We start from the raw sequence: 26561 nt of genomic DNA, 5'->3' as shown, positions 1-26561 counted from the left end.
GGAGCGCGATCCGCTCCCGGGCCGTCAGCTTGCCCTTGGCGTGCTGCGCCTCCGTCGCCCGATCGCTCGGCCCGCGCCGCGCCTCCTCACGCAGGGAGTGCAGCTCGGCCACGCGTCCACGGGCGTCGGTCGGCTCGCTCGAAGTCTGGTCCACAACGGTCATGTACCGACCTTACGAAGTGCGACGGCGAAAACCCTCCGTTGGTTCCACACAGTCTCGGACCCGATCCGCTGTCCGGCCCGAACAGAACCGGCGGGGGATGCATGGACTCCCCCAGTCGGGACCTTGGCCCTTTGTGGAGGTTCGACAAAACCGCGCAGCACACTCCAGGAAAGTTGAAATTTGAACGGAATGGGTCTAGCGTCTGTCTCGTTGAAAGTTCAACGAAGTTCGGGCAGTCGAACCCGTCGAACACGCCACCAGCAGGATCTTCCGAGGAGGAAGTCATGGGTCTCTTCACCCGCCGCACCGCCCCCACCGCCGTCGCCACCCTCGAAGTGGACCCGGCGCTCGCCGCCCTGACCGGCGACTACGTGATCGACGCCGCGCACAGCAGCATCGGCTTCACCGTCCGGCACGCGATGGTCACCAACGTCCGCGGCGGCTTCACCGAGCACGAGGGCACCCTGCACCTCGACGGGAGCGACCCGTCCCGCTCCACCGCGGTCATCGACGTGAAGATCGCCTCGATCGGCACCGGCATCGCCGACCGCGACGCCCACCTGCGGAGCGGCGACTTCTTCGACGCCGAGGCCTTCCCCGTGATGAGCTTCCACTCGACCTCGGCGCAGACCCTCGGCGGGGACGCCTACCGGATCAACGGCGAGCTGACCATCAAGGACGTCACCCGCCCGCTCTCCATCGACCTGGAGTTCACCGGCTCGGCCACCGACGTCTACGGCAACGAGCGCGTCGGCTTCGAGGGCGGCACCGAGATCCTGCGCTCCGACTGGGGCCTGACCTGGAACGCCGCGCTGGAGGCCGGCGGCGTCATGGTCAGCGACAAGGTGAAGCTGACCTTCGACATCTCGGCGATCAAGCAGGCCTGACCGCCCGCTCGTGACGCCGGCCCGGGGGCGGCTACCAGCCGCCCCCGCCGTCGAACCCGCCACCCCCGTCGAACCCGCCACCGCCGCCGAAGTCCCCGCCGCCGAAGTCGGACGGGTTGAAGTCGGCCCCGGAGACGTCCCCGCCCTCGAACCCGCTCCCCGCGCCGCCGAAGTCCGACGCGTAGGCGGGGCTGGACATCATCGATCCGAGCATCGTGCCCATCAGCAGACCGGGCAGGATGCCGCCGCCGAAGTACCCGCCGGCCCAGGGACCGTAGGCCGGGCCCGCGTCGTAGTACGGGCGCGGTCCCCGATCTGTGTCGACCGTACGCACCGCCGGGTCCAGGCCGTCGCGCAGCCGCACCGCGTCCGCCGCGCAGACCGGGACGGTACGGGCCGCCCCGGCGGGCGGCGCCCAGGTGGCGTCCTCGGTGCTCGGTCCGTGCCGCGGGTCGAAGAAGCAGGGCGAGCGGCGCTCGGGCACCGGCCGGCCCTGACGGCGCGCGTCGAGGGACGCCAAGGCGTACCGGCCGTCCTCCAGGGCCTGGGTCACGCCCTGCACCTCTTCGGGACGTCGGACCGAGGCCATGATCTGCTTGGCCTTCTCGTAGGAGTCGAGGCCCTGTTCGTAGTCGCGCCGCATGGCGTCGTCGGCACCCGGCTCGCCCGGGTGGAAGTCGAGGCGCTCCAGCTCCTCGCCGAAGGCCGTGATGTCCTCGTCCACGACGACGGCGAGCCGGTCGATGGCCTCGCGCCGGGCCTCCTCCTTCTTCTTCCGGTTCCGCTTCACCAGCAGGTACGCGCCACCGCCGCCCGCGACGGCGACCGCGCCGAGCGCGATCAGGCCGCCGACCGGGGCTCCGTCGGACGCGCCGGTGGTGCCCCAGGACGCGGGGGCGGAGCCCTTGGCCTGGCTCAGGGCCTGGTCGACGAAGTCGTCGAGCTGGGTGGCCGCGTCCACCGGGGTGCCCGTCCTGGCCGCCGCGGCGAGGTTCGCCACCGCGTTCCTCGGCATGACGGCCGGGTCGGCTCCGGCGTTGAAGCCGTCGCCGAGGCGGATCGCGTACAGGCCGGTGATGCCGGTCTCGGTACGGACGGCGGCGAGCACCTTGTCCTGCGGGAACTGGGCGCCGGCCGGCAGCACGGCGACGAACACGGGCTTGCCGGAGTCCTTGATCTTCTCCGCCAGCGCGTCGGCCTGCGCGGCGGACAGCTGGTCCCGGGCGCCGGGGTCGACGTAGACCGGGCCCTTCTTGAGGGCCTCCCCCACCGCGGCGACCCCGGTGGCGGCCGATGCCTGCGGGGCGGCCACGAGCGCGGTCGTCGACAGGGCCAGCAGCAGACCGGCCAGCAGCGGTCCGAATCGTACGGAAATCAGCCTGGTCCTCATGCGTATGACGCTACCCGAACGGGTTGTTTCCCGTGTTAACGGGACATAAGGCCACCTCGCCCTTCCGGCGAGGTGACCTCATGTCCGACGAGGAGCGGTGGGCCCGGTCTACTCCGCCGGCTCCACGCCCGCGTGGAGGAGCCCGAAGGTGTAGGCGTCCTCCAGGGCCTGCCAGGACGCGGCGATCACGTTCGGGGCGACGCCCACGGTCGACCACTCGCGGACCCCGTCCGTGGTGGCGATCAGGACGCGGGTCGTGGACTCCGTGCCGTGCGTGCCCTCCAGGATGCGGACCTTGTAGTCGACCAGCTCGAACTTGGCCAGCTGCGGGTAGAACCGCTCCAGTGCCACCCGCAGCGCCCGGTCCAGGGCGTTGACCGGGCCGTTGCCCTCGGCCGTCGCGACGATCCGCTCGCCCTTGGCCCACAGCTTGACCGTGGCCTCGTTGGCGTGGGTGCCGTCCGGGCGGTCCTCGACGATCGCGCGCCAGGACTCGATGCGGAAGTACTTGCGGGCCCGGCCCTCGACCTCGGCCCGCAGCAGCAGCTCGAAGGAGGCGTCGGCGGCCTCGTACGTGTAGCCCTGGAGCTCGCGCTCCTTGACCCGCTCGACGACCCGGGCGATCAGCGCGCGGTCGCCGCCCAGGTCGACGCCGAGCTCCTTGCCCTTGAGCTCGATGGAGGCCCGGCCGGCCATGTCGGAGACGAGCATCCGCATGGTGTTGCCGACCCGCTCCGGGTCGATGTGCTGGTAGAGGTCGGGGTCGACCTTGATGGCCGAGGCGTGCAGGCCGGCCTTGTGCGCGAAGGCCGAGACGCCGACGTAGGGCTGGTGCGTGGAAGGCGTGAGGTTGACGACCTCGGCGATGGCGTGCGAGATCCGGGTCATCTCGGCGAGCGCGCCCTCCGGGAGGACGGTGCGCCCGTACTTGATCTCCAGCGCGGCCACCACCGGGAACAGGTTGGCGTTGCCGACGCGCTCGCCGTAGCCGTTCGCGGTGCACTGGACGTGGGTGGCGCCCGCGTCGACGGCGGCCAGGGTGTTGGCGACGGCGCAGCCGGTGTCGTCCTGGGCGTGGATGCCGAGCCGGGCGCCGGTGTCGGCGCGGACGGTCGCCACGGTCGCCGAGATCTGCGCGGGCAGCATGCCGCCGTTGGTGTCGCAGAGGATGACGACGTCGGCCCCGGCCTCGTAGGAGGCGCGGACGACGGCCTTCGCGTATTCGGGGTTCGCGCGGTAGCCGTCGAAGAAGTGCTCGCAGTCGACGAAGACGCGGCGGCCCTGCTCCACGAGGTGGGAGACGGTGTCCCGGACCATCTCCAGGTTCTCGTCGAGGGTGGTGCGCAGCGCGAGCTCGACGTGCCGGTCGTGGGACTTGGCCACCAGGGTGATGACCGGCGCGCCGGATTCGAGGAGGGCGCGGACCTGCGGGTCCTGCGCGGCGGAGCCGCCGGCGCGACGGGTGGCGCCGAAGGCGACCAGCTTGGCGTGCTTGAAGTCGATCTCGGCGCGGGCGCGGGCGAAGAACTCCGTGTCGCGGGGGTTGGCGCCGGGCCAGCCGCCCTCGATGAAGCCGACGCCGAAGTCGTCGAGGTGCCGGGCGATCGTCAGCTTGTCCGCGACCGTGAGGTTGATGCCCTCACGCTGGGCGCCGTCGCGCAGCGTGGTGTCGAAGACGTGGAAGCTGTCGTCGGGACCGGTGCGCGGCTCCGTCGGCTCGGTCGACTCCGTCGCCTCTGTCGTCGTCATGCTGATCTGACTCCTGTCGGATGAGTGGTTCCGGAGACCCGGGATCCACTGCCCCCATCATCGCGCGCCGCCCGGTCCCGGCATGATTTCGGGCCGGGAAACGAAAAGACCCCTCGCGGGTGCGAGAGGTCTGCGCGCGGGTCTGAGGCACGGTGGCCGCTGCCGCGAAGGTCGTCCACGGTTCAGCGGTCACAGAGGACCGGCGCGCTGCTGTCCATAATCATGAGCTGAGCAGGCACGTCCGCAGTGTGCCATACGGCTCGCCGTACGTGGACGGCGATCTCACGATGCGGGCAGCCCCGCACGGGAGGGCCCCGGGGTCATTCGGCGACGGGCACGGGGACGTCGAGCGTCTCGGTGAGGAACTCCCGTACGTGTTGCAGGATGTCGTCCCGGCCTATCCCGGGCAGGCCGACGGCGACCTGGATGCTGAACCCGTCGAGGAGGGCCCGGATCCGGGCGGCGTACCGGTCGGGGTCCACCGGGCGGAACTCCCCGCGCGAGACGCCCTCGGCGAGGAGGGCGACCAGGTCACGGTGCCAGGCGCCCTCGATGGCGGCCTGCCGGTCGCGTTCCTGGGGGCCGGCGTTCTGGGACCGGTTCCAGACCTCCAGCCACAGGGTCCAGTGCGGGTCCCGCGGGCCGTCGGGGACGTAGAGGTCCACGTAGGCCCGCAGGCGGGCGCCGGCCGGGTCGCGGCGGGAGAGCAGGGCCCTGCGTTCGGTGCCGAGGGCGGCCTCGCTCCACTCCAGGGTCTGCAGCAGGAGTTCGTCCTTGCTGCGGAAGTAGTAGAGGAGGTGTCCGCTGCTCATGCCGACCTGGCGGCCCAGACCGGCCATGGTCAGGCCCTCCAGGCCGCGCTCGGCGATCGTGGCCATGGCGGCGACGAGTACGTCCTCGCGCGGGGGCGCGTTCTTGCGCGCCGCCCGTACCGGCACTCCACCCACCGCCATGGGCACTCCTTCGTGAGGTCCGCCGCAGGTCAGACCTTCGGCTGTTGCTGGGTGATGCAGTGGATACCGCCACCCCCGGCGAAAATCGTACGTGCGTCGACCAGCGTCACGGTCCGCTCGGGGAACAGACCGCGGAAGATCTCGGCGGCCTCCTCGTCGCGCGGGTCGTCGAAGGCGCACAGGACGACGCCGCCGTTGCAGAGGTAGTGGTTGATGTACGAGTAGTCGACCCACTCGCCGTCCTCCTCCAGCACCGTCGGCGCCGGCACCTCCACGACCTCCAGCAGCCGGCCCCGCGCGTCGGTGGAGGAGCGCAGGAGGGCGGCGATGGTCTTGCAGCGCTCGTGGTCCGGGTGGGCCGGGTCGGGCTGGGTGTGGACCATGACGACGCCGGGGCGGGCGAAGGCGGCGACGATGTCGACGTGCCCCTGGGTCCCGTAGGTGCCGTAGTCCCCGGCGAGGCCGTACGGGAGCCAGATCGCCTTCGTGGTGCCGAGGTGGGCGTGGATCTCGTCCTCGACCTGACGGCGGGTCCAGCCGGGGTTGCGGCCCTCGCCGAGCTGCACGGTGTCGGTGAGGAGCACGGTGCCTTCGCCGTCGACGTGGATGGCGCCGCCCTCGTTGACGAGGCGGGTGCTGTAGGTGCGGGTGCCGATGAGGTCGGACACGTGGCGGGCGACCTTGGAGTCGTGGTCCCAGCGGGCCCACTCCTGGGCGCCCCAGCCGTTGAACGTCCAGTCGACGGCGGCCAGTTCGCCCGCGTCGTTGGTGACGAAGGTGGGGCCGATGTCACGCATCCAGGCGTCGTCGAGCTCGCGCTCGACGAGCTGGACGTCGTCACCGACGATCGCGCGGGCGCTCTCGGCGTCGCCCGGGGAGACGACGAGGGTCACGGGCTCGTACGCGCCGACGGCGCGGGCGACGGCGCCCCAGGCCTCGCGGGCCTCGGCGAGCTCCTGCTCGTTGGTGAAGGTGGGGTTGGGGCCGGGCCAGGCCATCCAGGTGCGCTCGTGCGGCGTCCACTCGGCGGGCATCCGGAATCCGGCGTCGACGGGCTTGGACGGCTGGGTCGGGTGCGACGGCTGGGTCGGGTGGGTCATGGCGGGGGTCCTCACAGGCTGTGCCGGGCTCAAAGGAAGTGCGGGCGGTTCAGGGGGCCGATTCGGCCGCTCGGAAGCGCGGTGGTTCGCCGTCGAGGGGGACGGGTCCGCCGCGCGCGTCGACATCGACCGCGCCCACCCGGGAGTCGAGGAGCATGTCCACGGGTCCGATGCCGCGGGTGCCGCGGCAGGCGTACGGCGCGCCGCCGGCCGCCCGGAGACCGGTCCCGCGGAACCGAACGCGCTCCCCAGGGGTCCGCCGCACGCCGATCCACCACCTCTTGAGTCAACGAGTTAGAGCATCACTCTAACTCTTCACTTCCTTGCTGGGAACCATTGACCCGGTACCAGCACCTGAGTCACATTGAGTGTCGCTCAAACATCAGCGCAACCACCCCCCGCCCTGCCAAGGGAGTCCCCCATGCCCATCGAACAGCGCGGAGTCGACACCGTCCCCGAGGAGGAACGGACGAGTGGTCCCCGCGACCTCGTCTCGATCCTGCTCGGTTCCAATCTCTGCCTCGGTGTGATCGTCTTCGGCTGGCTGCCGCCGTCCTTCGGCCTGGGGCTGTGGCCCTCGGTCACCGCCGTGGTGACCGGCACGCTGGTCGGGATCGCGTTCACCGCCCCGCTCGCGCTGGTCTCCCTGCGCACCGCGACCAACCTGTCCACCTCCAGCGGCGCCCAGTTCGGCGTCCGCGGCCGGCTGGTCGGCTCGGTGGTGGGGCTGCTGCTCTCGCTCGGGTACACCGCGCTGACCCTGTGGATCGGCGGCGACGTGATGGTCGGGGCCCTCTCCCGGCTCACGGGCCTGCCCGACACGGGCTTCTCCCGCGCCGCCATGTACGGCGTACTGGCCGCCTGTACCGTCGTCGGGGCCGTGTTCGGCTACCGACTGCTGTTGCGCATGAGCAAGATCCTGTCCGTCGTCATGGTGGTGCTGCTGGCCGTCGGCGTCCTCGCGTACGCCCCGGACTTCACCACCGCCGCACCGCCGGGGACCCCGTACCTGCTGGGCTCGTTCTGGCCGACCTGGCTGCTCGCCGCCGTCGCCGCCGGTCTCAGCGGCCCGGTCGCCTTCATCACGCTGCTCGGCGACTACACCCGCTACATCTCCCCGCGCCGGCACAGCCCCCGCAAGGTGCTGTGGGCCACCGCGGTCGGCCTCCTCGTCGGCCTGCTGATCCCGCAGCTCTTCGGCACCTACACCGCGCTCGCCGCCCGCGCCGGAGCGGACTACGCCGGGCCGCTCGTGGCCGCCGCACCGTTCTGGTACCTGGTGCCGCTGCTCGTCGCGGCCGCGGCCGGCTCGATCGGCAACGCGGGCCTGATGCTCTACTCGATGGGCCTGGACCTCGACGCGATCGTCCCGAGGGCCACCCGGACCACGACCACCCTGGTCGCCGCCGCCGTCGCCACCGCCTTCGTGTTCATCGGTTCCTTCGGCTGGAACGCCCAGGCCGCGATGACCTCGTTCGTCCTCGTCCTCACCGCGCTCGGCACCCCGTGGGCCGTGATCACGCTGATCGGGTACGCGCGCTGCGGCGGCAGGTACGACGAGAAGTCGCTCCAGGTGTTCAACCAGCGGACCCGCGGCGGCGTCTACTGGTTCAGCGGGGGGTGGAACCCGCGCGCGACGGTGTCCTGGGCACTCGGAGCGGCAACCGGCCTCGCGGCCGTCTCCACACCGTTCCACGAGGGCCCCCTGCTGGCCCTCACGGGTGGCGTGGACTGCAGCTTCGTCCTCTCGGGGCTCGTCGGCGGACTCGTCTACGCCGCGCTGACCCCGCGGTCGGCGGACGTGCCCGCCGCGGTCGCGCAGGAGCAAGGAAAGAACGCGGAACAGACATGGACGAGCTCGCAGGCCCTGTGATCATCCGGACCCTCAAGGGAATCGGCGCGGTGGTGTACCTCTTCGGCGACGCCGTCGTCGCGCTGCTCCCGGACGGCTCCGCCCGCGCCGACGCGCGCCGCGCCCGACGGGCGGAGCGCCGTCGGGCCCGCTGACGGCGCCCCTCGGAGCCTCCGGGCCTCGGAAGCGCAATGACGGAAGGCCCCCGACCGGTCCGGTCGGGGGCCTTCCGTGCGAGCGGGCGACGGCCGCGCCCGTCCTACTGGCCGAGCGGGTGCATCCAGCCGTGCGCGTCGGCGGCGCGGCCGGTCTGCAGGTCCAGGAGCGCCTTGCGGAGTTCCATCGTGACCTCGCCGGGCTCGCCGTTGCCCTGCGTCCAGTTGGCGCGCTCGGACTTGACCGAGCCGACGGGGGTGATCACGGCGGCGGTGCCGCAGGCGAACACCTCGGTCAGGGTGCCGTTCTCGTTGTCGCGCTTCCAGTCCTCGGTGGTGATCCGGCCCTCCTCGGCGGTGTAGCCGAGGTCGCGGGCGATGGTGAGGAGGGAGTCACGGGTGATGCCGGGAAGGAGCGAACCGGTGAGTTCGGGGGTGACGATCCGACGGGTGCCGTCCTCCTCCGTGTACACGAAGTACAGGTTCATGCCGCCCATCTCCTCGATCCAGCGGTGCTCGACCGCGTCGAGCCAGACGACCTGGTCGCAGCCGTGCGAGGCCGCCTGGGCCTGTGCGACGAGGGAGGCCGCGTAGTTGCCACCGGTCTTCGCGGCGCCGGTGCCGCCCTTGACGGCGCGGACGTACTCCTCGGAGAGCCAGACGGAGACCGGCTTCACGCCGCCGGGGAAGTAGGCGCCCGCCGGGGAGGCGATGACCATGAAGAGGAACTCGTTGGCGGGGCGGACGCCCAGGCCGACCTCGGAGGCGAACATGAAGGGCCGCAGGTAGAGCGAGGCCTCACCGGAATCGGGGACCCAGGCGCGGTCCTGCGCGATGAGGGCGTCGCACGCGGCGATGAACAGCTCGGACGGCAGTTCCGGCATCGCCATGCGGCGGGCGGAGGCCCGGAAGCGATCGGCGTTGGACTCGGGGCGGAAGGTGGCCACGGTGCCGTCGGGCTGCTTGTACGCCTTGAGACCCTCGAAGATCGTCTGCGCGTAGTGCAGGGTCATGTTCGCCGGGTCCATCGACAGCGGCGCGTAAGGGACCAGCTCGGCGTCGTGCCAGCCGCGTCCCTCGGTCCACTTGATCGTCACCATGTGGTCGGTGAAGTGGCGGCCGAAACCGGGGCTGGCCAGGATCGCTTCCCGCTCCGTGTCGGACAGAGGGTTCGAGGAGGGCTTCAGCTCGATCGTGGGCGTCGTCATGAGTGCTTGTCCTTCACCGGTTGGGTAGGGCGGACCGCGCTCACGGCGTACTAGGACGTCCGAGCTTCCCCGTATTCCGCGGCCTCGCGTTCGATTATCGCCCGCGGCCAGGCTTCGGTGAAACGGGGCATGAGCGGCCCAGGGGAGATGGTGGCACCCGGGGCCGCACAGGAAAAGCCGCCGGGTCCGTTGGTAGCGACCCGGCGGCTTCCTGGGATGGAGCTGCCGGGTCAGCCGGCTACGCGTGCGGCGAGGGCGTCGCCGATGGCGTCGGTGGAGCGGAAGGTGCCGTCGCGCTCGGCGAGGTCGGCGGAGACGGCGTCCTCGATGCGGGCGGCTTGGGCCTCGTAGCCGAGGTGGCGCAGCAGCAGGGCGACCGAGAGGATCGTCGCGGTCGGGTCCGCCTTGCCGGTGCCGGCGATGTCCGGGGCCGAGCCGTGGACGGGCTCGAACATGGAGGGGAAGGCGCCGGTCGGGTTGATGTTTCCGGAGGCCGCCAGGCCGATGCCGCCGGTCACGGCCGCGGCCAGGTCGGTGAGGATGTCGCCGAAGAGGTTGTCCGTGACGATGACGTCGAAGCGCTCGGGCTGGGTGACGAAGAAGATCGTCGCGGCGTCGACGTGCAGGTAGTCGGTGGTGACCTCGGGGTACTCCTGGCCGACCCTGTCGAAGATGTTCTTCCACAGGTGTCCCGCGTACACGAGGACGTTGTTCTTGTGGACCAGCGTCAACTTCTTGCGGGGGCGGGCGTTCGCCCGCTCGTAGGCGTCCCGGACGACGCGCTCGACGCCGTAGGCGGTGTTGAGGCTGACCTCGGTGGCGACCTCCGCCGGCGTACCGGTGCGCAGCGAGCCGCCGTTTCCGGTGTACGGGCCCTCGGTGCCCTCACGAACCACGACGAAGTCGATCTCCGGGCGGCCGGCGAGCGGGGTGGCCGTGTTGGGGAAGAGCTTCGACGGGCGCAGGTTGATGAAGTGGTCGAAGGCGAAGCGGAGCTTCAGCAGCAGACCGCGCTCCAGCACGCCCGACGGGACCGACGGGTCGCCGATGGCGCCCAGGAGGATGGCGTCGTGGTGCTTGAGGGCTTCGAGCTCCGACTCCGGGAGGGTTTCACCGGTGCGGTGCCAGCGCTGGGCGCCGAGGTCGTATTCCTTGGTCTCCAGCTTCACGTCCTCGGGCAGGACCGCGGTGAGGACCTTGAGGCCCTGAGCCACGACTTCCCGACCGATGCCGTCACCGGGGATCACTGCGAGATTGATGCTGGTCGACATGACGGAACCGTACTCCGCGTCTTAGCCCTCAGACATCTCGCGTCCACGATGTGGACCCATGTGGACGCGAGATGCCTGCCGGCCGGGGTGTGCGAGGGGGGAAGGCGCAGCTCAGTGGCCGGTCGAGCCGCCGTTGTCGCGGCGGTCCAGGGCGCGCTGGAGAGCTGCGGCGGCGTTCTTGCGGTCGGCGTCGGCCGGGGAGGAGTGGCGGACGCGGCGGGCTGCGGCGGTGCTGGGGGTCATGGTGATCGACTCCTTGAGATCACGGCGTGGCGGGGCCACGGATGAGGGGTTCCTTCAAGGCGCCGGAAGAGGCGGGGAGCAGTGCGCCGCAGGGGTTGCCTGCCAGGGGCGCGCGCTCACGACCGCCATTCGCCGGATCGGCGAGACGTTCGGCTCCTACAAAGCTAGGGCAGGTCCGGCTGTATGTCTCCGCAATTACTCGGACTTCCTAGTATCTGAGACGCCGAACCCGCGGAACGACCCTCATCAGACTTCCGTTTTTATGCCTTCTCAGCTCTGAGTTCCCTGATCAGAGCCCTGACAGCGAGAGTCGAGGCCGATTCCGCCGTGGTGACGTATCCCACCTGCCTCACCGGCCCTCCGGGGCCCAGAGGGGCGATCTCCACCGCCTCCGTGGCCTCCCTCAGGGAGAGCTCCGGAAGGATCGCCATGCCCAGGCCCCTGCCGACCATCGTCAGTACCATCGCGTCGTCCTCGGCCTTGACCGTCGCCGACGGGATCCAGTCCTGGGCCCGCCACCAGTCACGGGTGTAGGAGCCGCAGTTCTCGTCCCAGTCCAGCAGCGGCAACGCCCTGGGGTCCGGGTGACCGGCCGGGTGGACCAGCGCGTACGCCTCGTTCGTGAGCACGCCGGTGAGCAGGCCGGGCGGTACGGAGTCCCCGGAGCCCAGGGTCGCGATGCCCAGGTCGGCACGGCCGGCGGCCACCTCCCCCGCGGTGCCGGCACCGAGTTCGCGGACCACCCGCACCTCGGGCCGGACGCCGGGATGCCGGGCCGTCAGGCGTTGCAGCGCGGGCGGCAGCAGGTGCAGGGCGGCGCTGCGGAACGCTGCGACGCGCAGGACCCCGGCCGGTTCGTCCCGGTCGGCCGCGACGCGGCCGGCGGCGCGCGCCTCCTCGCCGAGGACCTCGTACAACCGCAGGATCCGCCGCCCGAGCGCGACGGCCCGCTCCCCCGCCGGGGTGGGCGAGGCCCCGGCGCGGCCGCGCTCGAAGAGGACCGCGCCGATCTTGCCCTCGCTGCCGCGCACGGAGTGCGAGACGGCCGACTGGCCGATCCCGAGCCGGGCGGCCGCGGCGGTGAAGCCGCCCGTCTCGGCGACGGCGACCAGGATCCGCAGTTCCTGCGGGAGGAGCTCGGCCACGGGGGCTCTCACCTCGTTCTATGAGCGGTGTTCATGGAGGGGCGGCTGCCATGAACACAACCCCCTGCCCGGCCCGGGGATTCCTTCGTAGCGTCGACGCCATGACCAAGAAGACCGCTCTCGCCGTCCACCAGACCGCCCGCCCCTCCGGATTCCCCGTCGCCGGCGACTTCACGTACGCCGCGTACCCCGTCCCGGCCCCGGCGCCCGGCACCGCCCTGGTGGAGAACCTGCTCCTGTCCGTGGACCCGTACCACCGGGGACTGATGGACGGCGGCGAGGGCGGCTTCGCGTTGGGCACCCCGTTGGAGGGCCGTTCCGTGGGGCGGGTCGTCGCCTCCCGCGATCCGGGCCTCGCCGAGGGCGACCTCGTCTTCCACCGCGAGGGCTGGCGCACCCACGCCCTGGTCACCCTCGGCGCCGACGGCGCCCGCAAGCTGCCGGACCACGAGGGCGTGCCGCTGGAGGCGTACCTGTCGATCCTGGGCGGCACCGGCCTGACCGCGTACGCCGCCCTGACCCGGACGGCGGCCCTGCGCGAGGGCGAGGACCTCTTCGTGTCCGCCGCCGCCGGCGGGGTCGGCACGGCCACCGGCCACATCGCCCGGCTGCTCGGCGCGCGCCGGATCATCGGCAGCGCCGGCTCGCCGGCGAAGGTCCGTCGGCTCACGGAACACCTCGGCTTCGACGCGGCGTTCGACTACCACGACGGCCCCGTCGGCGAGCAGTTGGCGAAGGCCGCGCCGGACGGGATCGACGTCTACGTGGACAACGTCGGCGGGGGCCACCTGGAGGGCGCGATCGACGCGCTGCGCGAGTTCGGGCGGATCGCCTGGGTCGGCGCGATCTCGACGTACAACGCCGACCGGGCACCGGCCGCACCCCGCAACCTCTTCGAGGTCGTACACAAGTCCCTGCGGCTGGAAGGCGTATTGGTACGTCACCACACCAATCTCCAGGAGGAGCTGGAGGATCTTCTGGTCCCCCACCTCCGCAGTGGCCGCGTGGGCACCGACACCACGGTTGTCCAGGGGTTCGAGCAGACCGTGGAGGCCTTCCTCGGGATGCTCCACGGGGAGAACACGGGCAAGATGCTGGTGCGCGTCGACGGCTGACCGCTACCTTCCGGATGTTCACCGAGTTCTTACCGCACGGTTGTAGACCTTTGCGGAGGCTGCCGCCACTCTTGCCGTCGACGTGCCGCAGGGGCACCCGAGTGGGAGGCGAGCAGCCAGTGACACCGATCAGCCGCAGAGGGTTCGTGGGCATCGGAGCGGGGCTCGTCGCGGGGGCGACGCTGCCCACGGTCTGGCCGGCTTCGGCGGCGGCAGCCGCCGCGACCGGCACGATCACCGATGTGAAGCACGTGGTGATCCTCATGCAGGAGAACCGCAGCTTCGACCACTACTTCGGCCGGCTCAAGGGCGTGCGCGGCTTCGCCGACCGCGCCGCCGGCAACATCCCCGGCGGCTGGGGCACCTTCAACCAGCCGAACTGGGGCGGCCGACAGTACCCGTGGAAGCTGTCCGCGACCCCGCCCGCGGGCGGCGCCGACGGCGAGACCCTGGCGCAGTGCACCGGCGACCTGCCCCACAGCTGGACCTCGCAGCACGCGGCCTGGAACAAGGGCCGGATGGACAACTGGGTCACCGGCGTCGGCCAGACCCGGACCCTCGGTTACCTGGACCGGGGCGACATACCGTTCCACCACGCGCTCGCCGACCAGTACACGATCTGCGACGCCTACTTCTGCTCGGCCCTCAGCGCCACCGGCCCCAACCGGACCTTCCTGTGGAGCGGCACGATCGACGCCGGCAGCAAGGACGGTGGCGAGGAGAGGGGGCTGACCTGGGAGACGTACGCCGAGGCCCTCCAGCGGGCCGGCATGAGCTGGAAGGTCTACCAGAACGCCCAGGACAACTACGGGGACAACGGCCTGGCCTACTTCAAGAAGTTCACGGACGCGCCCCCCGGCGACCCGCTGCACGACCGGGGCATGGCCTCCGTCCCCCGCGTCACGGGTTCCACCCCGGACGACATCGCCGCCGCCATCCGCGCGGACGTGGTCGCGGGCACCCTCCCGCAGGTCTCCTGGGTCGTGGCGAACGAGGCCTTCTCGGAGCACCCGTACGCCCCGCCCGGCGACGGCGCCCACTTCGTGGACCTGGTGTACCGGGCCCTCGCCGCGAACCCGGAGGTCTTCGACTCCACCGTCGTGTTCCTCAACTACGACGAGAACGACGGGTTCTTCGACCACGTCCCGCCGCCGGTCGCCCCGCCCGGCACGCCCGGCGAGTACCTCGACGGGCTGCCGATCGGGCTCGGCTTCCGGGTCCCGATGCTCGTGATGTCCCCGTGGACCCGCGGCGGCTGGGTCAGCTCCGAGGTCTTCGACCACACCTCCGTCCTGCGGTTCATGGAGACCTGGACGACGGCTCTCGGCACCCCGGCGACCTGTCCGAACATCAGCGCCTGGCGGCGCCGGGTGACCGGTGACCTGACCGGCGTCTTCGACTTCGCGCGCCCGGTGTACGGAGTGCCCGCCGGCCTCCCCTCGACGGCCAAGGTCATCGGGCAGTCGACCTGCGCCCCGCTGCCCAACCCGATGCCGCAGGACAACGCCCTGCCGACGCAGGAGCCCGGCACGCGTCCGGCGCGCGCCCTGCCGTACCAGGTCAACGGCAACCTGGACCGGTTCGAGTTCGGGGCCGCCGGACAGATCACGGCCCACTTCTCGATGTCCAACCAGGGCGGGCAGGCGAAGCGGCCCGCACACTTCTCCCTCCACCCCCACCAGCACCGGGACACGGCCGCCTGGCAGTACACGGTCGACGCGGGGGCCGCCACCTCCGACTGGTTCCACATCGGCCTCGGGCACGGCTCCGGCAAGTACGACATCTCGATGTACGGCCCGAACCGCTTCCTGCGCCGCTTCCTCGGCGACGCCTCCAAGCCCGGCAGGGCGGTCGAGGTCGCGGCCCGTTACGCGGTCGAGCCGGGCACCGGGAAGACCGCGGTGTACTTCAGGATGACCAACGCGTCGGCCTCCCCGGTCACCTTCACCGTCCGGGCGAACGCCTACCGCACGGACGGGCCGTGGACGTACACCGTCCCGGCGAACTCCTCCCGCGAGGACTTCTTCAACGCGGTCGCCTACAGCAAGGGCTGGTACGACTTCACGATCCTCGCGGACAACGACGGCACCTGGTCCCGCCGCTACACCGGCCACATCGAGACCGGCGCGCCCAGCGTCTCGGGGTAGCCCCGGGCGGGTGGGGCGGTCCCGGTGCCGCCGGGGCCGCGGCGGTGGCTAGAGCACGTCCCCGTCGCGCCAGTCGAAGTCGAGGCGCCCGGCCGGGTCCGGCGGGGCCGCGCCCGGCGGCGTCCACACGTACGTGGAGCCCTCCTCCTCGGCCAGTCGTTCGGGGCCGGTCGGTCCGAGGACGCCGATGCGACCGGGGTACGGGCGCCAGCCACGGCCCTCGTACAGGGCCGCGCCGGCCTCGGACGCCGAGAGCGCGCCCAGCACGTACGCGCTGGCGATCACCCGCTCCAGCTCGGCCATGACCTGCCCGGCGAGCCCGCGCCGGCGCCGGTCGGACCGTACGGCCACGGCCTCGACGTAGCCGGTGCGCAGGGCCCGGCCGCCGTGCAGGACCCGCCGCTGTACGACGCTGCCGTGCGCGACGAGTGCGCCGCCGGGACCGTCGGGGTCGTCCTCGCGCAGCAGGACGTGCATCCCGCCGAGGGCGTGCTCGAAGTCCTCGTCGGCGAAGTCCCCGTCGAACGCCGCGTCGAGCAGGGCCCGGATCTCGCGCCGTTCGCCGGCGCCGAGCCCGGCGGTGTGGGTCAGCGTCAGGGTCACGGTCACTGCTCGTCCTCCAGGGGTCGGCCGGCGTCTCCTGACACGCCGAGGTCCCGCCGGGGCACGGTACCAGCGCCGCGGCGGACCGCGGGCCGGTGGGACGGTCGGGGAAGCGCATCCGGGAAAGGCCGGAAACACGCGGGGGTGCCGAATCCCGGAGTGCCCCGCCACACGTCCCGGAAGTCCCGGTGTTCGATGCCGTCGCGGGGGATCAGCAGGGGCGTCGTACCGGCCGTTCGCGGGAATTGGTCCACTCCCCGCTCGTCGTCGTTCCGCAGGTCGATGACGGTGCGCACGCCGTGCGCGGTCACCGCGGTCCAGCCCCGGGAGGTCGGCCCGTCGGGGCTGTCGGCCCGTCCGGGGCGGCCCGGTGGCAGGGCTCCCGCCCCGCCCTGGTCACGGGCGTCGGGACAGCCGTCCCGGTCCACGAATCGACCGACGTTCGCCACGGTCATAGCCCCCCTGTCCGTACACAACGGACATGAGGTGGTGACGTGCCGCTGGCCTCGGGCGGTTGCGCGGACGGAAGATCTGCCCATGTCGCCAGAAACGCAGCAGTGGACGCCCACCCACGGCCGGCCCTACCGGCCCGTCGCCTACCGGCCGGCGCGCATGCCGGGCCGGGAATCCCTCGCGCGGGCCGCGGAACTGAGGCAACGGATGGACGAGCGGCGGACCGTACGCCAGTTCTCCTCCGATCCGGTGCCCGAACAGGTCGTCCGCGACGCCGTCGCCTGCGCGGCCACCGCCCCTTCCGGCGCGCACCAGCAGCCGTGGACGTTCGTCCTGGTGAAGGACCCGACCGTCCGCCGGCAGATCCGCGCCGCCGCCGAGCAGGAGGAGCAGATCTCCTACGACGGTCGGCTGGGCGACGAATGGCTCGCCGCCCTGCGCCCGATCGGCACGGACGCCGTGAAGACCCACCTGACGGACGCGCCCGCGCTGATCGTGGTGTTCCAGCAGCGCTACTGGCTCGGTCCGGACGGTGCGAAGCGCAAGCACTACTACGTGGACGAGTCGGTCGGCATCGCGGTCGGCATGCTGCTGTCCGCCCTCCACCTCAGTGGGCTGTCCGCGCTGATCCACACCCCGAGCCCGATGCGTTTCCTCGGGCACGTACTGAACCGCCCCGAGAACGAGAAGGCGTTCGCGGTCATCCCGGTGGGCTACCCGGCCGACGACTGCGAGGTGCCGGACCTGGTGCGCAAGTCCCTGGACCAGGTCATGGTCGAGGTCTGAGCGGACCCGGTTCCGGTCGGCGAATTGGAACCGCCCCCGCTCCGGACTTGGGGGTACCGGAGCGGGGGCGGGGTTCAGCGCCGGGCCGTGATCAGCCCATGTGGGGGTAGCCGTACTCGGTCGGCGGGACCAGGGTCTCCTTGATGGAGCGCGTCGAGGTCCAGCGCAGCAGGTTCGAGGCGGCGCCCGCCTTGTCGTTCGTGCCCGAGGCGCGACCGCCGCCGAAGGGCTGCTGGCCGACGACGGCGCCGGTCGACTTGTCGTTGATGTAGAAGTTGCCCGCCGCGAAGCGGAGCTTCTCCATCGTGTCGGCGGCCGCGTAGCGGTCCTGCGCGATGACGGCGCCGGTCAGGGCGTAGGCCGAGACGGACTCCATCTGCGCCAGCATCTCGTCGTACTTGTCGTCCTCGTAGACGAGGACCGCGAGGATCGGGCCGAAGTACTCGGTCGTGAAGACCTCGTTCTCCGGGTCGGTGCACTCGATGACGGTCGGGCGGACGAAGTAGCCCTCGGAGTCGTCGTAGGTGCCACCGGCGACGATCGTGCAGGTCGGGTCGGCCTTCGCGCGGTCGATCGCGGCCTTGTTCTTCGCGAAGGAGCGCTCGTCGATGACGGCGCCGATGAAGTTGTCCAGGTTCCGGACGTCACCCATGGTGATGCCGTCGACCTCGGCCGCGAAGCTCTCCTTGAAGCCGGCGTTCCAGATGGAGGCGGGAACGTAGGCGCGCGAGGAGGCCGAGCACTTCTGGCCCTGGAACTCGAAGGAGCCGCGGGTCAGGGCGGTCTTCAGGATGGCGTGGTCGGCGGAGGGGTGCGCGACGACGAAGTCCTTGCCGCCGGTCTCGCCGACCAGACGCGGGTAGGACTTGTACTTCTCGATGTTGTTGCCGACCGTCTTCCACAGGTACTGGAAGGTCTTGGTCGAGCCGGTGAAGTGGATGCCGGCCAGCTCGGGGTGGTTCAGGGCCACCTCGGAGACGGCGATGCCGTCGCCGGTCACCAGGTTGATGACGCCCTTGGGCAGACCGGCCGCCTCCAGGACCTCCATCAGCAGGACCGCGGAGTGGGTCTGCGTCGGGGACGGCTTCCAGACGACCACGTTGCCCATCAGGGCGGGGGCGGTCGGCAGGTTGCCGGCGATGGCCGTGAAGTTGAACGGCGTGATCGCGTAGACGAAGCCCTCCAGCGGGCGGTGGTCGCTGCGGTTCCACACGCCCGCGGAGTTCGCGGCGGGCTGCTCGGCGAGGATCTGCCGGGCGAAGTGGACGTTGAAGCGCCAGAAGTCGACGAGCTCGCAGGGAGTGTCGATCTCCGCCTGCTGGGCGGTCTTGGACTGGCCCAGCATGGTGGACGCGGCCAGCTTCTCGCGCCACGGGCCGGCCAGCAGCTCGGCGGCGCGCAGGATGATCGCGGCACGGTCGTCGAAGTCCATCGCGCGCCAGGCGGGGGCGGCGGCCAGGGCGGCGTCGACGGCCTCCTGGGCGTCGGCCTCGGTGGCGTTGGCGTAGGTGCCGATGACGGACTTGTGGTCGTGCGGCTGGACCACGTCGAAGCGCTCGCCGCCGCCCATCCGCTTGACGCCGCCGATGGTCATCGGGAGGTCGATCGGGTTCTCGGACAGCTGCTTGAGCTGGATTTCGAGACGCGCGCGCTCGGCGCTGCCGGGGGCGTACGAGTGGACCGGCTCGTTGACGGGCGCGGGGACCTGGGTCACGGCATCCATGGGGCGGGAACTCCTTGAGCTAGGGGGACGGGCCTTGAGCTAGTGGGGTGCCTAGTTCTTGGTGATCATCGAGCGGAGGAAGAACAGCAGGTTGGCCGGCTTCTCCGCGAGGCGGCGCATGAAGTATCCGTACCAGTCCGTGCCGTACGCCGTGTAGACGCGCATGCGGTGGCCCTCGGCGGCGAGCCGCAGGTGCTCCTCACCGCGGATGCCGTACAGCATCTGGAACTCGTACTCGTCCAGTTTGCGCCCGGCCTGCCGGGCCAGTTCCTGGGCGATGGCGATCAGGCGCGGGTCGTGGGACCCGATCATCGGGTAGCCCTCGCCCTCCATCAGGATCTTCATGATCCGGACGTAGGCCTTGTCGATCTCGGCCTTGTCGAGGTACGCGACCTCGGCGGGCTCCTTGTAGGCGCCCTTCACGATCCGCACGCGGCTGCCCGCGGCGGCCAGCCGGTGGGCGTCGGCCTCGGTGCGGAACAGGTAGGCCTGGATCACGCAGCCCGTCTGCGGGAAGTCCCGGCGCAGCTCCTCGTGGATGGCGAACATCGAGTCGAGGGTGGTGTGGTCCTCGGCGTCGAGGGTCACGGTGGTACCGATGGCCGCGGCGGCCTCGACGACCGGGCGGACGTTGGCGAGGGCCAGCTCGTGACCGCCCTCCAGCGCCTGGCCGAACATCGACAGCTTGACCGACATCTCGACCGTCCCGCCCAGGCCCAGCTCGGCGAGCCGCTCGATGAGCAGGAGGTAGGCGTCACGGGCGGCGTGGGACTGCTCCACGGCGGTGATGTCCTCACCGACGACGTCGAGCGTGACCTCCAGGCCCTTCCGCGTGAGTTCCTCGACGATCGGGATGACCTGGTCGACCGTCTCACCGGGGATGAACCGGTTCACCACGGGCTTGGTCACCGGGGCGGCAGAGACGATTCGGCGCATCTTGTCGCTGCGCGAAGCGGCGAGGATCGCGGGACCCAGCACGGGGCACCTCCAACGGGTGGCAGAAGCAGACGTACGGTCCGTTACCGGATGGATCGGGGCCGTAGGGAAAACGCAAGTAAAACCACCGTGAAACCTAAGGATCCCCACGATCCTCGGCCATCGACAGCTGTCACGCATCCGTGGTCCGGATCTCATACATCTGTCTGAAGGGCCGGCCGCGGGGTGGGAGAATGTCCGGGTGAAGGACGAGTACCAGGACCTGGTGGACGAGATCTCCGCGCTCCTCGGCGCCCCCGCGACGCTGGAGAACCGGGACTTCCGCCTGATCGCCTTCGGCGCGCACGACAGCGACAGCGAGGGCGGCGAGCTCGTCCTGGACCCCGTGCGGACCCGTTCGATCCTGACCCGGCAGTCGACCTCCGCCGTCCGGTCCTGGTTCGAGGGCTTCGGCATCGCCCGCGCGACGGGCCCCGTGCGGATCCCCGCCGCGCCCGACGCGGGCGTGTTCCGGGGGCGGATCTGCCTGCCGGTGCGCCACCGCGGCATCGTGCAGGGCTACGTGTGGCTCCTCGACCACGAGGGCCCGGACACCGGGGCGGCCCCGGGACCCGGGCCGGAGGAACTGGCCGCCGCCATGGAGGTGGCCCAGCGGATCGGCGTACTGCTCGCACAGGAGGCCAGGGCGGGCGCCGACCTGTCGCGGGAGTTCCTGGCGGTGCTCACCGCGGGGCGCGGCTGGCAGCAGGACATGGCGGTGGCCGCGCTGCGACTCGCCCTCGGGGCCGGCGGGGAGGGCCCGCACACGGTGGTGTGCGTGTCGCCGTGGATCGGGGAGGTGCCCCAGTCCGTCCCGGGCGCGGCGGCGGTGTGCGTGGTTCCGGCGGAGGACCCCGGGGCCGGCGGACGACTCGCGGCGCTGGTCAGGATGCGCGGCACGGACGCCATGGCTCCGGCCCTGACGGCCCTGGGTCGACTGCTGCCGCGCGCGACGGAGCCGACCGGCTCGGTCGCGGCCACCGAGGGCTCCCGGACCGCGCCGCGGACCACCGCGGCGTCGGCCTCCGCGCCACCGGCCTCCGGGTCGGGCTCCGCTCCGCCGGTGGGGGCCGCGGCGTCCGCGCGGGCCGGCGGCGTGAACGCGGGCGTGTCCGATCCCGTACGGGCCCTCGCGGAACTGCCGACGGCCTGGGGGCAGGCCACGGCGGCGGCGCGGGCCGCCACCGCCCAGCCGCGGTTGGGTCCCGTGGCCCAGTGGTCGCGGATCGGCCCGTACCGGATGCTCGCGGCGCTCCCCGCCGGCCCGGTGGACGATCCGGCGGTCCGGACCCTGCTGAGCCCCGCCCACCGCGAACTGACCCGCACGGCCGAGGTGTTCCTCGACTGCGCCGGCCAGGCGGGCCGCGCGGCGGCGGCCCTCGGGGTGCACCGTCAGACGCTGTACTACCGCCTCGGCAAGGTCGAGCAGTTGACGGGCCTCGACCTCGACGAGGGCGAGGACCGCCTCCTGCTCCACATGGCCCTCAAGGCCTCCCGCCTCCACCACTGAACCCGCGCCCACCGCGGATCGGCCGGGCGGTGAGGAACCCCCGGGCCTTCCCCCATTCCGCTGCGGACCGCGTTCGCCTACCGTCACCCGCAGCGTCGGCCTCCGGTCGGCCGGACCCTTTCCGCACCGACCGTGTGCGGCGCGGAGGCGTGATGAAGGCGATCGTCCAGGACCGGTACGGCTCTCCGGACGTGCTGGAGCTGCGGGACGTCGACCGGCCCTCGGTGGCCGATCACGAGGTGCTGGTACGGGTCCACGCGGCCTCGGTGAACGCCCGCGACCGGCATCTGATGCGCGGGGACCCGTACGCGGCACGCCTGGTCCTGGGGCTCGGCAGACCCAAGGTCGGGATCCGGGGTTCGGACTTCGCGGGCCGGGTGGTGGCCGCGGGCCGCGACGTGACCCGGTGGAGACCCGGCGACGAGGTGTTCGGCGAGGCGGACGGGGCGTTCGCCGAGTACGTGGCCGCCTCGGAGGACGTGGTGGAGGTCAAGCCGGCCGGCCTGGGCTTCGAGGAGGCGGCGGCGCTGCCGCTGGCGGGGAACACGGCCCTGATGGGGCTGCGGGACCGGGGCGGGGTGGAGCCGGGCCAGCGGGTCCTGATCAACGGGGCGTCGGGCGGTGTGGGGACGTTCGCCGTGCAGATCGCGAGGGCGCTCGGCGCGGAGGTGACCGGGGTGTGCAGCACGCGCAACGCGGAGCTGGTCCGCTCGCTGGGCGCGGACCACGTCATCGACTACACCCGGGAGGACTTCGCCCTCGGGGGGCCGCGCCACGACCTCGTCCTCGACCTGGTGGGCAACCGTTCCCTGGCCGACTGCCGGCGCGTGCTCACCCCCACCGGGACGCTCGTCCTGTCCGGCGGTGGCGCGTACGGGGACGGCAGCCTGTGGGGCCCGTTGGGACTCCTCCTGAAGGGGCGGGTGTCGTCCCCCTTCGCCCGGCATCGGCTGGCCGTGCTCACGGCCGCGCCGGACGGGGAGAACCTGGCGGCGCTGCGCGCGTTCGTGGAGGGCGGCCTGGTCACCCCCGTCATCGACCGGACGTACCCGCTCGCCGAGGTGCCGGAGGCGATCCGGTACCTGGAGGGGGAGCACGCGCGCGCGAAGGTCGTCATCACCGTGTGACGTGACACCCCGCCGCCGCATCCCCTCGGGACGTCCGCCCCGACGGCCCGCCAGGCGGCGGCCTGAACTCCGAGCGCGTCAGGGCGCGTTGAACCCCTGCGCCACGCGCCGCATGCCTTCCGTGAACTCCTCCGGGGTGGCGGCGCTCGCGGGGTCGAACAGCCACTGCACCATCAGGCCGTTGAGCAGCGCCTGGTAGACGGCCCCGACCGTACGGACCTCGTGTTCGGTGATGTCCTCCTCCCGGACGCCCGTCATCATCGCGATCAGCCCCTTGCGACCGTCGCCCTGCGAGGTGGCGAGCAGCGCGCGCAGATCCGGCATCCGGTCCCGGTTCAGGGCCACTTCGAGGCTGGCCGACCAGATCGGCGCCGTCTCCTCGCGCCGGTCCAGGACCCCCTCGAAGAGTGCCCGGAACCGGTCCGGGAAGGTGGCGTCGTCACCGAGCCCGGTCCGGAAGCCCTCGCCCCACTCCTCCATCAGGACGATGAACGCCTGCGCGAGGAGGGCGTCCTTGGAGCCGTAGTGGTAGCCGATGGACGCCAGGTTGGTCCCGGACGCGCTGACGATGTCGCGCGCCGTGGTACGCACGAACCCCTTCTCGGCCAGGCACTTCTTGGCACCTTCGAGCAGATCTTCACGATGTCCCATGCCGTCACGGTAGCAAGACAGCCGTCCCAGACAGAAGTTCCACACAAGCGTTCTATACAGCCGTCATAGACATTCGTTTATGACGGCTGTACATTCCTGCTCATGACGAACCCCGCCACCACGGCGCGCCTCGCCGGCCGCCGCGAATGGACCGCTTTCACCGTCCTCCTGCTGCCCCTGCTCCTGGTCGCGATGGACGTCTCCGTCCTCTACTTCGCCATCCCGGCCATCACCCGGGAACTCGACCCGAGCGCCTCCCAGCAGCTCTGGATCTTCGACAGCTACGCCTTCGCCCTCTCCGGACTGCTGATCACGATGGGCTCCCTCGGCGACCGCATCGGCCGCCGCAGGCTGCTGCTGATCGGCGCGTCCGCCTTCGGCCTGGCCTCCGTCGCGGCCGCCTACGCCACGAGCGCCGAGATGCTCATCGGCGCCCGCGTGCTGCTGGGCATCGGCGGCGCGACCCTGATGCCGTCCACGCTGGCCCTCGTGCGCAACCTCTTCCAGGACGACGCCCAGCGCGGCAAGGCCATCGCGATCTGGTCCGGTGCCATGACCGGCGGCATCGCCCTCGGCTCGGTGCTGAGCGGGGTGATGCTCAACCACTTCCACTGGGGATCGGTCTTCCTGATCAACGTGCCCGCGATGCTCCTCCTCCTGGTCCTGGTCCCGGTGCTGGTACCGGAGTTCAAGGACCCGGCCCCCGGCCGCTTCGACCTGCTGGGCGTCCCGCTCTCCATGGCCGCCGTCCTGCCGGTGGTGTACGGGCTGAAGGAGATCGCCGCCGAGGGCTTCGCCCCCTTCCGTCTGGGCTGCCTCGCCGTCGGGGCGGTCTTCGGGTACGCCTTCGTCCGCCGCCGGCGCCACCGGGCCGACGCGATGATCGACCGGGCCCTGTTCCGGGGGCGCGGCTTCGGGGCGGGCATCGGGCTCAACGCGGTCGCCGCCTTCGCCATGATGGGCTCGTCCTACTTCACCACCCAGTACCTCCAGTCCGTCCTCGGCATGGGCACCCTGGAGGCGGCCCTGTGGAGCCTCGCCCCCTCGCTCCTCATCGGCGCCGCCGCCCCGGCCGGCGCAGCCCTGGCCCGCAGGACCTCCCGTGCCCGTGTGATCGCCGGCGGCTTCGCCCTCGCGGCGGGCGGGTTCGCGCTGATGGGCCTCACCGGCACCGATTCCCTGTGGCTGCTCCTGACCGCCGCCGGGGTGCTGGCCGCCGGCATCGTCATCGTGATGTCCCTGGTCTCCGACATGGCGCTGGCCGCCGCCCCCGCCGAGAAGGCCGGTTCGGCGGCCTCCCTGCTGGAGACGGGCCAGGAGTTCGGCGGGGCGCTCGGCATGGCCCTGCTGGGCAGCCTGGGCACCGCGGTCTACCGCGGTGATCTGGCCGGTACGGATCCGGCGGTACGGGAGACGCTGGGCGGCGCGGTCGCCACCGCCGGTCAACTCGGTGGCGGGGCGGGCGAACGGCTCCTGACCCTGGCCCGCGAGGCCTTCGTGCACGGCATGCAGTACGCGGCCTGGGGCGGGGCGGCCCTCCTGTTGGTCGCGGCGGCGCTGACGCCGGTCCTGCTGCGGGGTGCCGCGGCAGCCGCTCCCACCGACGCCGAACCGGCCGGGGCTCCCCCGGTTCCGGCCCTCTGAACCGTTCGGAACGGGGGTACGCACGAGGGCCCGGGGCATGCGCCCCGGGCCCTCGTGTCGTTGGTGGTTCCGCTCAGACGAGGTTGACCGTACGGGCCGAAGCGGCCCCGATCTCGGCCGAGATGGTGGCGAGGACGTCCACCGGGACCTCCGCGTCGACGGTGAGCACGACGAGCGCCTCGCCGCCCTCCTCGGCACGGGCGACCTGCATGCCCGCGATGTTCAGACCGGCCTCGCCGAGCAGCTGCCCGACCTTGCCGACCACGCCGGGGCGGTCGGTGTAGCGCAGCACGATCATGTGGTCGGCCAGGGCCAGGTCCACGTCGTACTCGCCGACGCCCACGATCTTCTGCAGGTGCTTCGGGCCCGCCAGGGTGCCGGAGACCGACACTTCCTGACCGTCCGACAGGGTGCCTCGTACGGTGACCACGTTGCGGTGGTCCGGCGACTCCGAGCTGGTGGTGAGGCGGACCTCGACACCGCGCTCCTGCGCGAACAGCGGGGCGTTGACGTAGGAGACCGTCTCGTCGACGACGTCCTCGAACACGCCCTTGAGCGCGGACAGTTCGAGCACCTTGACGTCGTGCTGGGTGATCTCGCCGCAGACCTCGACATCGAGGCGGACCGCGACCTCGCCCGCGAGGGCGGTGAAGATGCGGCCGAGCTTCTCGGCGAGCGGCAGACCCGGCCGGACGTCCTCGGCGATGACGCCGCCCTGGACGTTGACCGCGTCGGGCACGAGCTCACCGGCGAGCGCGAGGCGCACCGACTTGGCGACCGAGACACCGGCCTTCTCCTGGGCCTCGTCCGTGGACGCGCCGAGGTGCGGGGTGCAGACGACCTGGTCGAGCTCGAAGAGCGGGGAGTCCGTGCAGGGCTCCTTCGCGTACACGTCGAGGCCGGCTCCGGCGACGCGACCCTCCTTGATGGCCGCGTACAGGGCGGCCTCGTCCACGATCCCGCCGCGCGCGGCGTTGACGATGCGGACGGACGGCTTCACCTTGTGCAGGGCCTCGTCCCCGATGAGACCGAGGGTCTCGGGGGTCTTGGGCAGGTGCACGGTGATGAAGTCGGCGACCTCCAGCAGCTCGTCCAGCGCCAGCATCTTGACGCCCATCTGGGCGGCGCGCGCGGGCTGCACGTAGGGGTCGTACGCGACGATCTTCATGCCGAAGGCCGACATGCGCTGGGCGACCAGGACACCGATGCGGCCGAGGCCGACGACACCGAGGACCTTCTCGCTGAGCTCGACGCCCGTGTACTTGTTCCGCTTCCACTCGCCGTTCTTCAGGGCGGTGTTGGCCTGCGGGATGTAGCGGGCCGTGGCGACGAGCAGGCCGCAGGCGAGCTCGGCGGCGGTCACGATGTTCGAGGTCGGCGCGTTGACGACCATCACGCCGGCCTTGGTGGCGGCGGAGACGTCGACGTTGTCGAGGCCGACACCGGCGCGGGCGACGACCTTCAGCTTCTTGGCGGCCGCGATGGCCTCGGCGTCCACCTTGGTGGCGGAACGGACCAGGATCGCGTCGACGTCGACGATCGCGGGCAGCAGCGCGGCGCGGTCGGCGCCGTTCACGTGCCTGATCTCGAAGTCCGGACCGAGCGCGTCCACCGTGGCGGGCGACAGCTCTTCGGCGATGAGTACGACAGGTTTCGAGCTCACGTGGGTCCTCACAAGTCCAGTGCGGACGGCCGTCCCGACGGCCGCAGG

The 26561-nt window shown here is 71.7% G+C and carries 23 protein-coding genes and 1 pseudogene; 9 read left to right on the top strand and 15 right to left on the bottom strand.

The annotated features are described in order from the left end of the window. Window positions 1-163 (bottom strand): annotated as a pseudogene (locus ACZ58N_RS33150) (methylmalonyl-CoA carboxyltransferase); the annotation flags it as partial. 284 nt (window positions 164-447) lie between these two features. Here ACZ58N_RS33150 and ACZ58N_RS33145 point away from each other — a divergent pair. Further along, the gene (locus ACZ58N_RS33145) at window positions 448-1050 is read left to right on the top strand and encodes a YceI family protein (RefSeq protein WP_471167538.1); all 603 of its coding nucleotides are present in this window, start codon (window positions 448-450) and stop codon (window positions 1048-1050) included. A gap of 31 nt (window positions 1051-1081) precedes the next feature. Here the strand turns inward: ACZ58N_RS33145 and ACZ58N_RS33140 are convergent, their stop codons facing one another. From ACZ58N_RS33140 to ACZ58N_RS33125, 4 genes are all read right to left on the bottom strand, one after another. Further along, complete coding sequence (locus tag ACZ58N_RS33140; protein WP_471167535.1) at window positions 1082-2440, bottom strand: hypothetical protein; 1359 nt, start codon at window positions 2438-2440, stop codon at window positions 1082-1084. Between the two features lie 108 nt (window positions 2441-2548). Then, window positions 2549-4189: a citramalate synthase gene (gene cimA / locus ACZ58N_RS33135; protein WP_389707548.1), complete on the bottom strand. Its 1641-nt coding sequence runs from the start codon at window positions 4187-4189 to the stop codon at window positions 2549-2551. Between the two features lie 320 nt (window positions 4190-4509). Beyond that, window positions 4510-5142 carry a TetR/AcrR family transcriptional regulator gene (locus ACZ58N_RS33130; protein WP_471167532.1) on the bottom strand — a complete coding sequence of 211 codons (633 nt, stop codon included), beginning with the start codon at window positions 5140-5142 and terminating at the stop codon, window positions 4510-4512. A 29-nt stretch (window positions 5143-5171) separates the two neighbouring features. Continuing rightward, the gene (locus ACZ58N_RS33125) at window positions 5172-6242 is read right to left on the bottom strand and encodes an agmatine deiminase family protein (protein ID WP_471167529.1); all 1071 of its coding nucleotides are present in this window, start codon (window positions 6240-6242) and stop codon (window positions 5172-5174) included. A 421-nt stretch (window positions 6243-6663) separates the two neighbouring features. Between ACZ58N_RS33125 and ACZ58N_RS33120 the strand changes: the two genes are divergently transcribed. After that, window positions 6664-8115, top strand: a complete 1452-nt coding sequence (locus ACZ58N_RS33120) for a cytosine permease (RefSeq protein WP_471167526.1) — start codon at window positions 6664-6666, stop codon at window positions 8113-8115. Beyond that, window positions 8091-8249, top strand: coding sequence for a hypothetical protein (locus tag ACZ58N_RS33115; protein WP_389707558.1), 159 nt, complete (start codon window positions 8091-8093; stop codon window positions 8247-8249). Before ACZ58N_RS33120 ends, ACZ58N_RS33115 begins: the two co-directional genes overlap by 25 nt. Before the next feature lie 104 nt (window positions 8250-8353). Here the strand turns inward: ACZ58N_RS33115 and ACZ58N_RS33110 are convergent, their stop codons facing one another. From ACZ58N_RS33110 to ACZ58N_RS33095, 4 genes are all read right to left on the bottom strand, one after another. Next, window positions 8354-9457 carry a branched-chain amino acid aminotransferase gene (locus tag ACZ58N_RS33110; protein WP_471167523.1) on the bottom strand — a complete coding sequence of 368 codons (1104 nt, stop codon included), beginning with the start codon at window positions 9455-9457 and terminating at the stop codon, window positions 8354-8356. Between the two features lie 230 nt (window positions 9458-9687). Then, window positions 9688-10728, bottom strand: coding sequence for a 3-isopropylmalate dehydrogenase (locus tag ACZ58N_RS33105; protein WP_471167520.1), 1041 nt, complete (start codon window positions 10726-10728; stop codon window positions 9688-9690). Window positions 10729-10839: 111 nt separating this feature from the next. Further along, a complete protein-coding gene (locus ACZ58N_RS33100; protein WP_471167517.1) occupies window positions 10840-10971 on the bottom strand; it encodes a hypothetical protein in 132 nt (43 codons plus the stop codon). Between the two features lie 260 nt (window positions 10972-11231). Beyond that, entirely contained in the window at window positions 11232-12116 is an 885-nt protein-coding gene (locus tag ACZ58N_RS33095) for a LysR family transcriptional regulator (RefSeq protein ID WP_471167514.1), read from the bottom strand. Window positions 12117-12217: 101 nt separating this feature from the next. On the opposite strand from ACZ58N_RS33095, the gene ACZ58N_RS33090 reads away from it, so the two are divergent. Together ACZ58N_RS33090 and ACZ58N_RS33085 are read left to right on the top strand one after the other, a co-directional pair. Next, complete coding sequence (locus ACZ58N_RS33090; protein WP_471167511.1) at window positions 12218-13231, top strand: NADP-dependent oxidoreductase; 1014 nt, start codon at window positions 12218-12220, stop codon at window positions 13229-13231. Between the two features lie 119 nt (window positions 13232-13350). After that, the gene (locus ACZ58N_RS33085) at window positions 13351-15378 is read left to right on the top strand and encodes a phosphocholine-specific phospholipase C (protein WP_471167508.1); all 2028 of its coding nucleotides are present in this window, start codon (window positions 13351-13353) and stop codon (window positions 15376-15378) included. Between the two features lie 48 nt (window positions 15379-15426). Here ACZ58N_RS33085 and ACZ58N_RS33080 read toward each other — a convergent pair whose 3' ends face one another. Then, window positions 15427-15981 (bottom strand): GNAT family N-acetyltransferase, encoded by a 555-nt coding sequence (locus ACZ58N_RS33080; protein WP_471167557.1) that lies wholly within the window; start codon window positions 15979-15981, stop codon window positions 15427-15429. Between the two features lie 2 nt (window positions 15982-15983). Further along, on the bottom strand, window positions 15984-16436 hold the full coding sequence (locus ACZ58N_RS33075; RefSeq protein WP_471167505.1) for a tyrosine-protein phosphatase: 453 nt from the start codon (window positions 16434-16436) through the stop codon (window positions 15984-15986). Between the two features lie 82 nt (window positions 16437-16518). Here ACZ58N_RS33075 and ACZ58N_RS33070 point away from each other — a divergent pair, with 82 nt between their 5' ends. Further along, entirely contained in the window at window positions 16519-17220 is a 702-nt protein-coding gene (locus ACZ58N_RS33070) for a nitroreductase family protein (RefSeq protein ID WP_471167502.1), read from the top strand. A gap of 91 nt (window positions 17221-17311) precedes the next feature. Here ACZ58N_RS33070 and pruA read toward each other — a convergent pair whose 3' ends face one another. Together pruA and ACZ58N_RS33060 are read right to left on the bottom strand one after the other, a co-directional pair. Then, on the bottom strand, window positions 17312-18943 hold the full coding sequence (gene pruA / locus ACZ58N_RS33065) for an L-glutamate gamma-semialdehyde dehydrogenase (RefSeq protein ID WP_471167499.1): 1632 nt from the start codon (window positions 18941-18943) through the stop codon (window positions 17312-17314). Window positions 18944-18994: 51 nt separating this feature from the next. Beyond that, complete coding sequence (locus tag ACZ58N_RS33060; RefSeq protein WP_471167496.1) at window positions 18995-19921, bottom strand: proline dehydrogenase family protein; 927 nt, start codon at window positions 19919-19921, stop codon at window positions 18995-18997. Between the two features lie 199 nt (window positions 19922-20120). Here ACZ58N_RS33060 and ACZ58N_RS33055 point away from each other — a divergent pair, with 199 nt between their 5' ends. Then, the gene (locus tag ACZ58N_RS33055; protein WP_471167493.1) at window positions 20121-21428 is read left to right on the top strand and encodes a PucR family transcriptional regulator; all 1308 of its coding nucleotides are present in this window, start codon (window positions 20121-20123) and stop codon (window positions 21426-21428) included. A 152-nt stretch (window positions 21429-21580) separates the two neighbouring features. Then, window positions 21581-22555, top strand: a complete 975-nt coding sequence (locus ACZ58N_RS33050; RefSeq protein WP_471167490.1) for an NAD(P)-dependent alcohol dehydrogenase — start codon at window positions 21581-21583, stop codon at window positions 22553-22555. Window positions 22556-22633: 78 nt separating this feature from the next. Here the strand turns inward: ACZ58N_RS33050 and ACZ58N_RS33045 are convergent, their stop codons facing one another. Beyond that, window positions 22634-23206, bottom strand: a complete 573-nt coding sequence (locus ACZ58N_RS33045; protein ID WP_471167487.1) for a TetR/AcrR family transcriptional regulator — start codon at window positions 23204-23206, stop codon at window positions 22634-22636. A gap of 102 nt (window positions 23207-23308) precedes the next feature. Between ACZ58N_RS33045 and ACZ58N_RS33040 the strand changes: the two genes are divergently transcribed. After that, window positions 23309-24850 (top strand): MFS transporter, encoded by a 1542-nt coding sequence (locus tag ACZ58N_RS33040; RefSeq protein WP_471167485.1) that lies wholly within the window; start codon window positions 23309-23311, stop codon window positions 24848-24850. Between the two features lie 73 nt (window positions 24851-24923). Here the strand turns inward: ACZ58N_RS33040 and serA are convergent, their stop codons facing one another. Beyond that, on the bottom strand, window positions 24924-26513 hold the full coding sequence (serA, locus tag ACZ58N_RS33035) for a phosphoglycerate dehydrogenase (protein ID WP_471167482.1): 1590 nt from the start codon (window positions 26511-26513) through the stop codon (window positions 24924-24926). Window positions 26514-26561: the final 48 nt, after the last annotated feature.

The organism is Streptomyces sp. NPDC040432, assembly GCF_055595445.1.
Note: the sequence above shows the minus strand (reverse complement) of the source record. Positions and strands in the feature narration are given on the sequence as shown.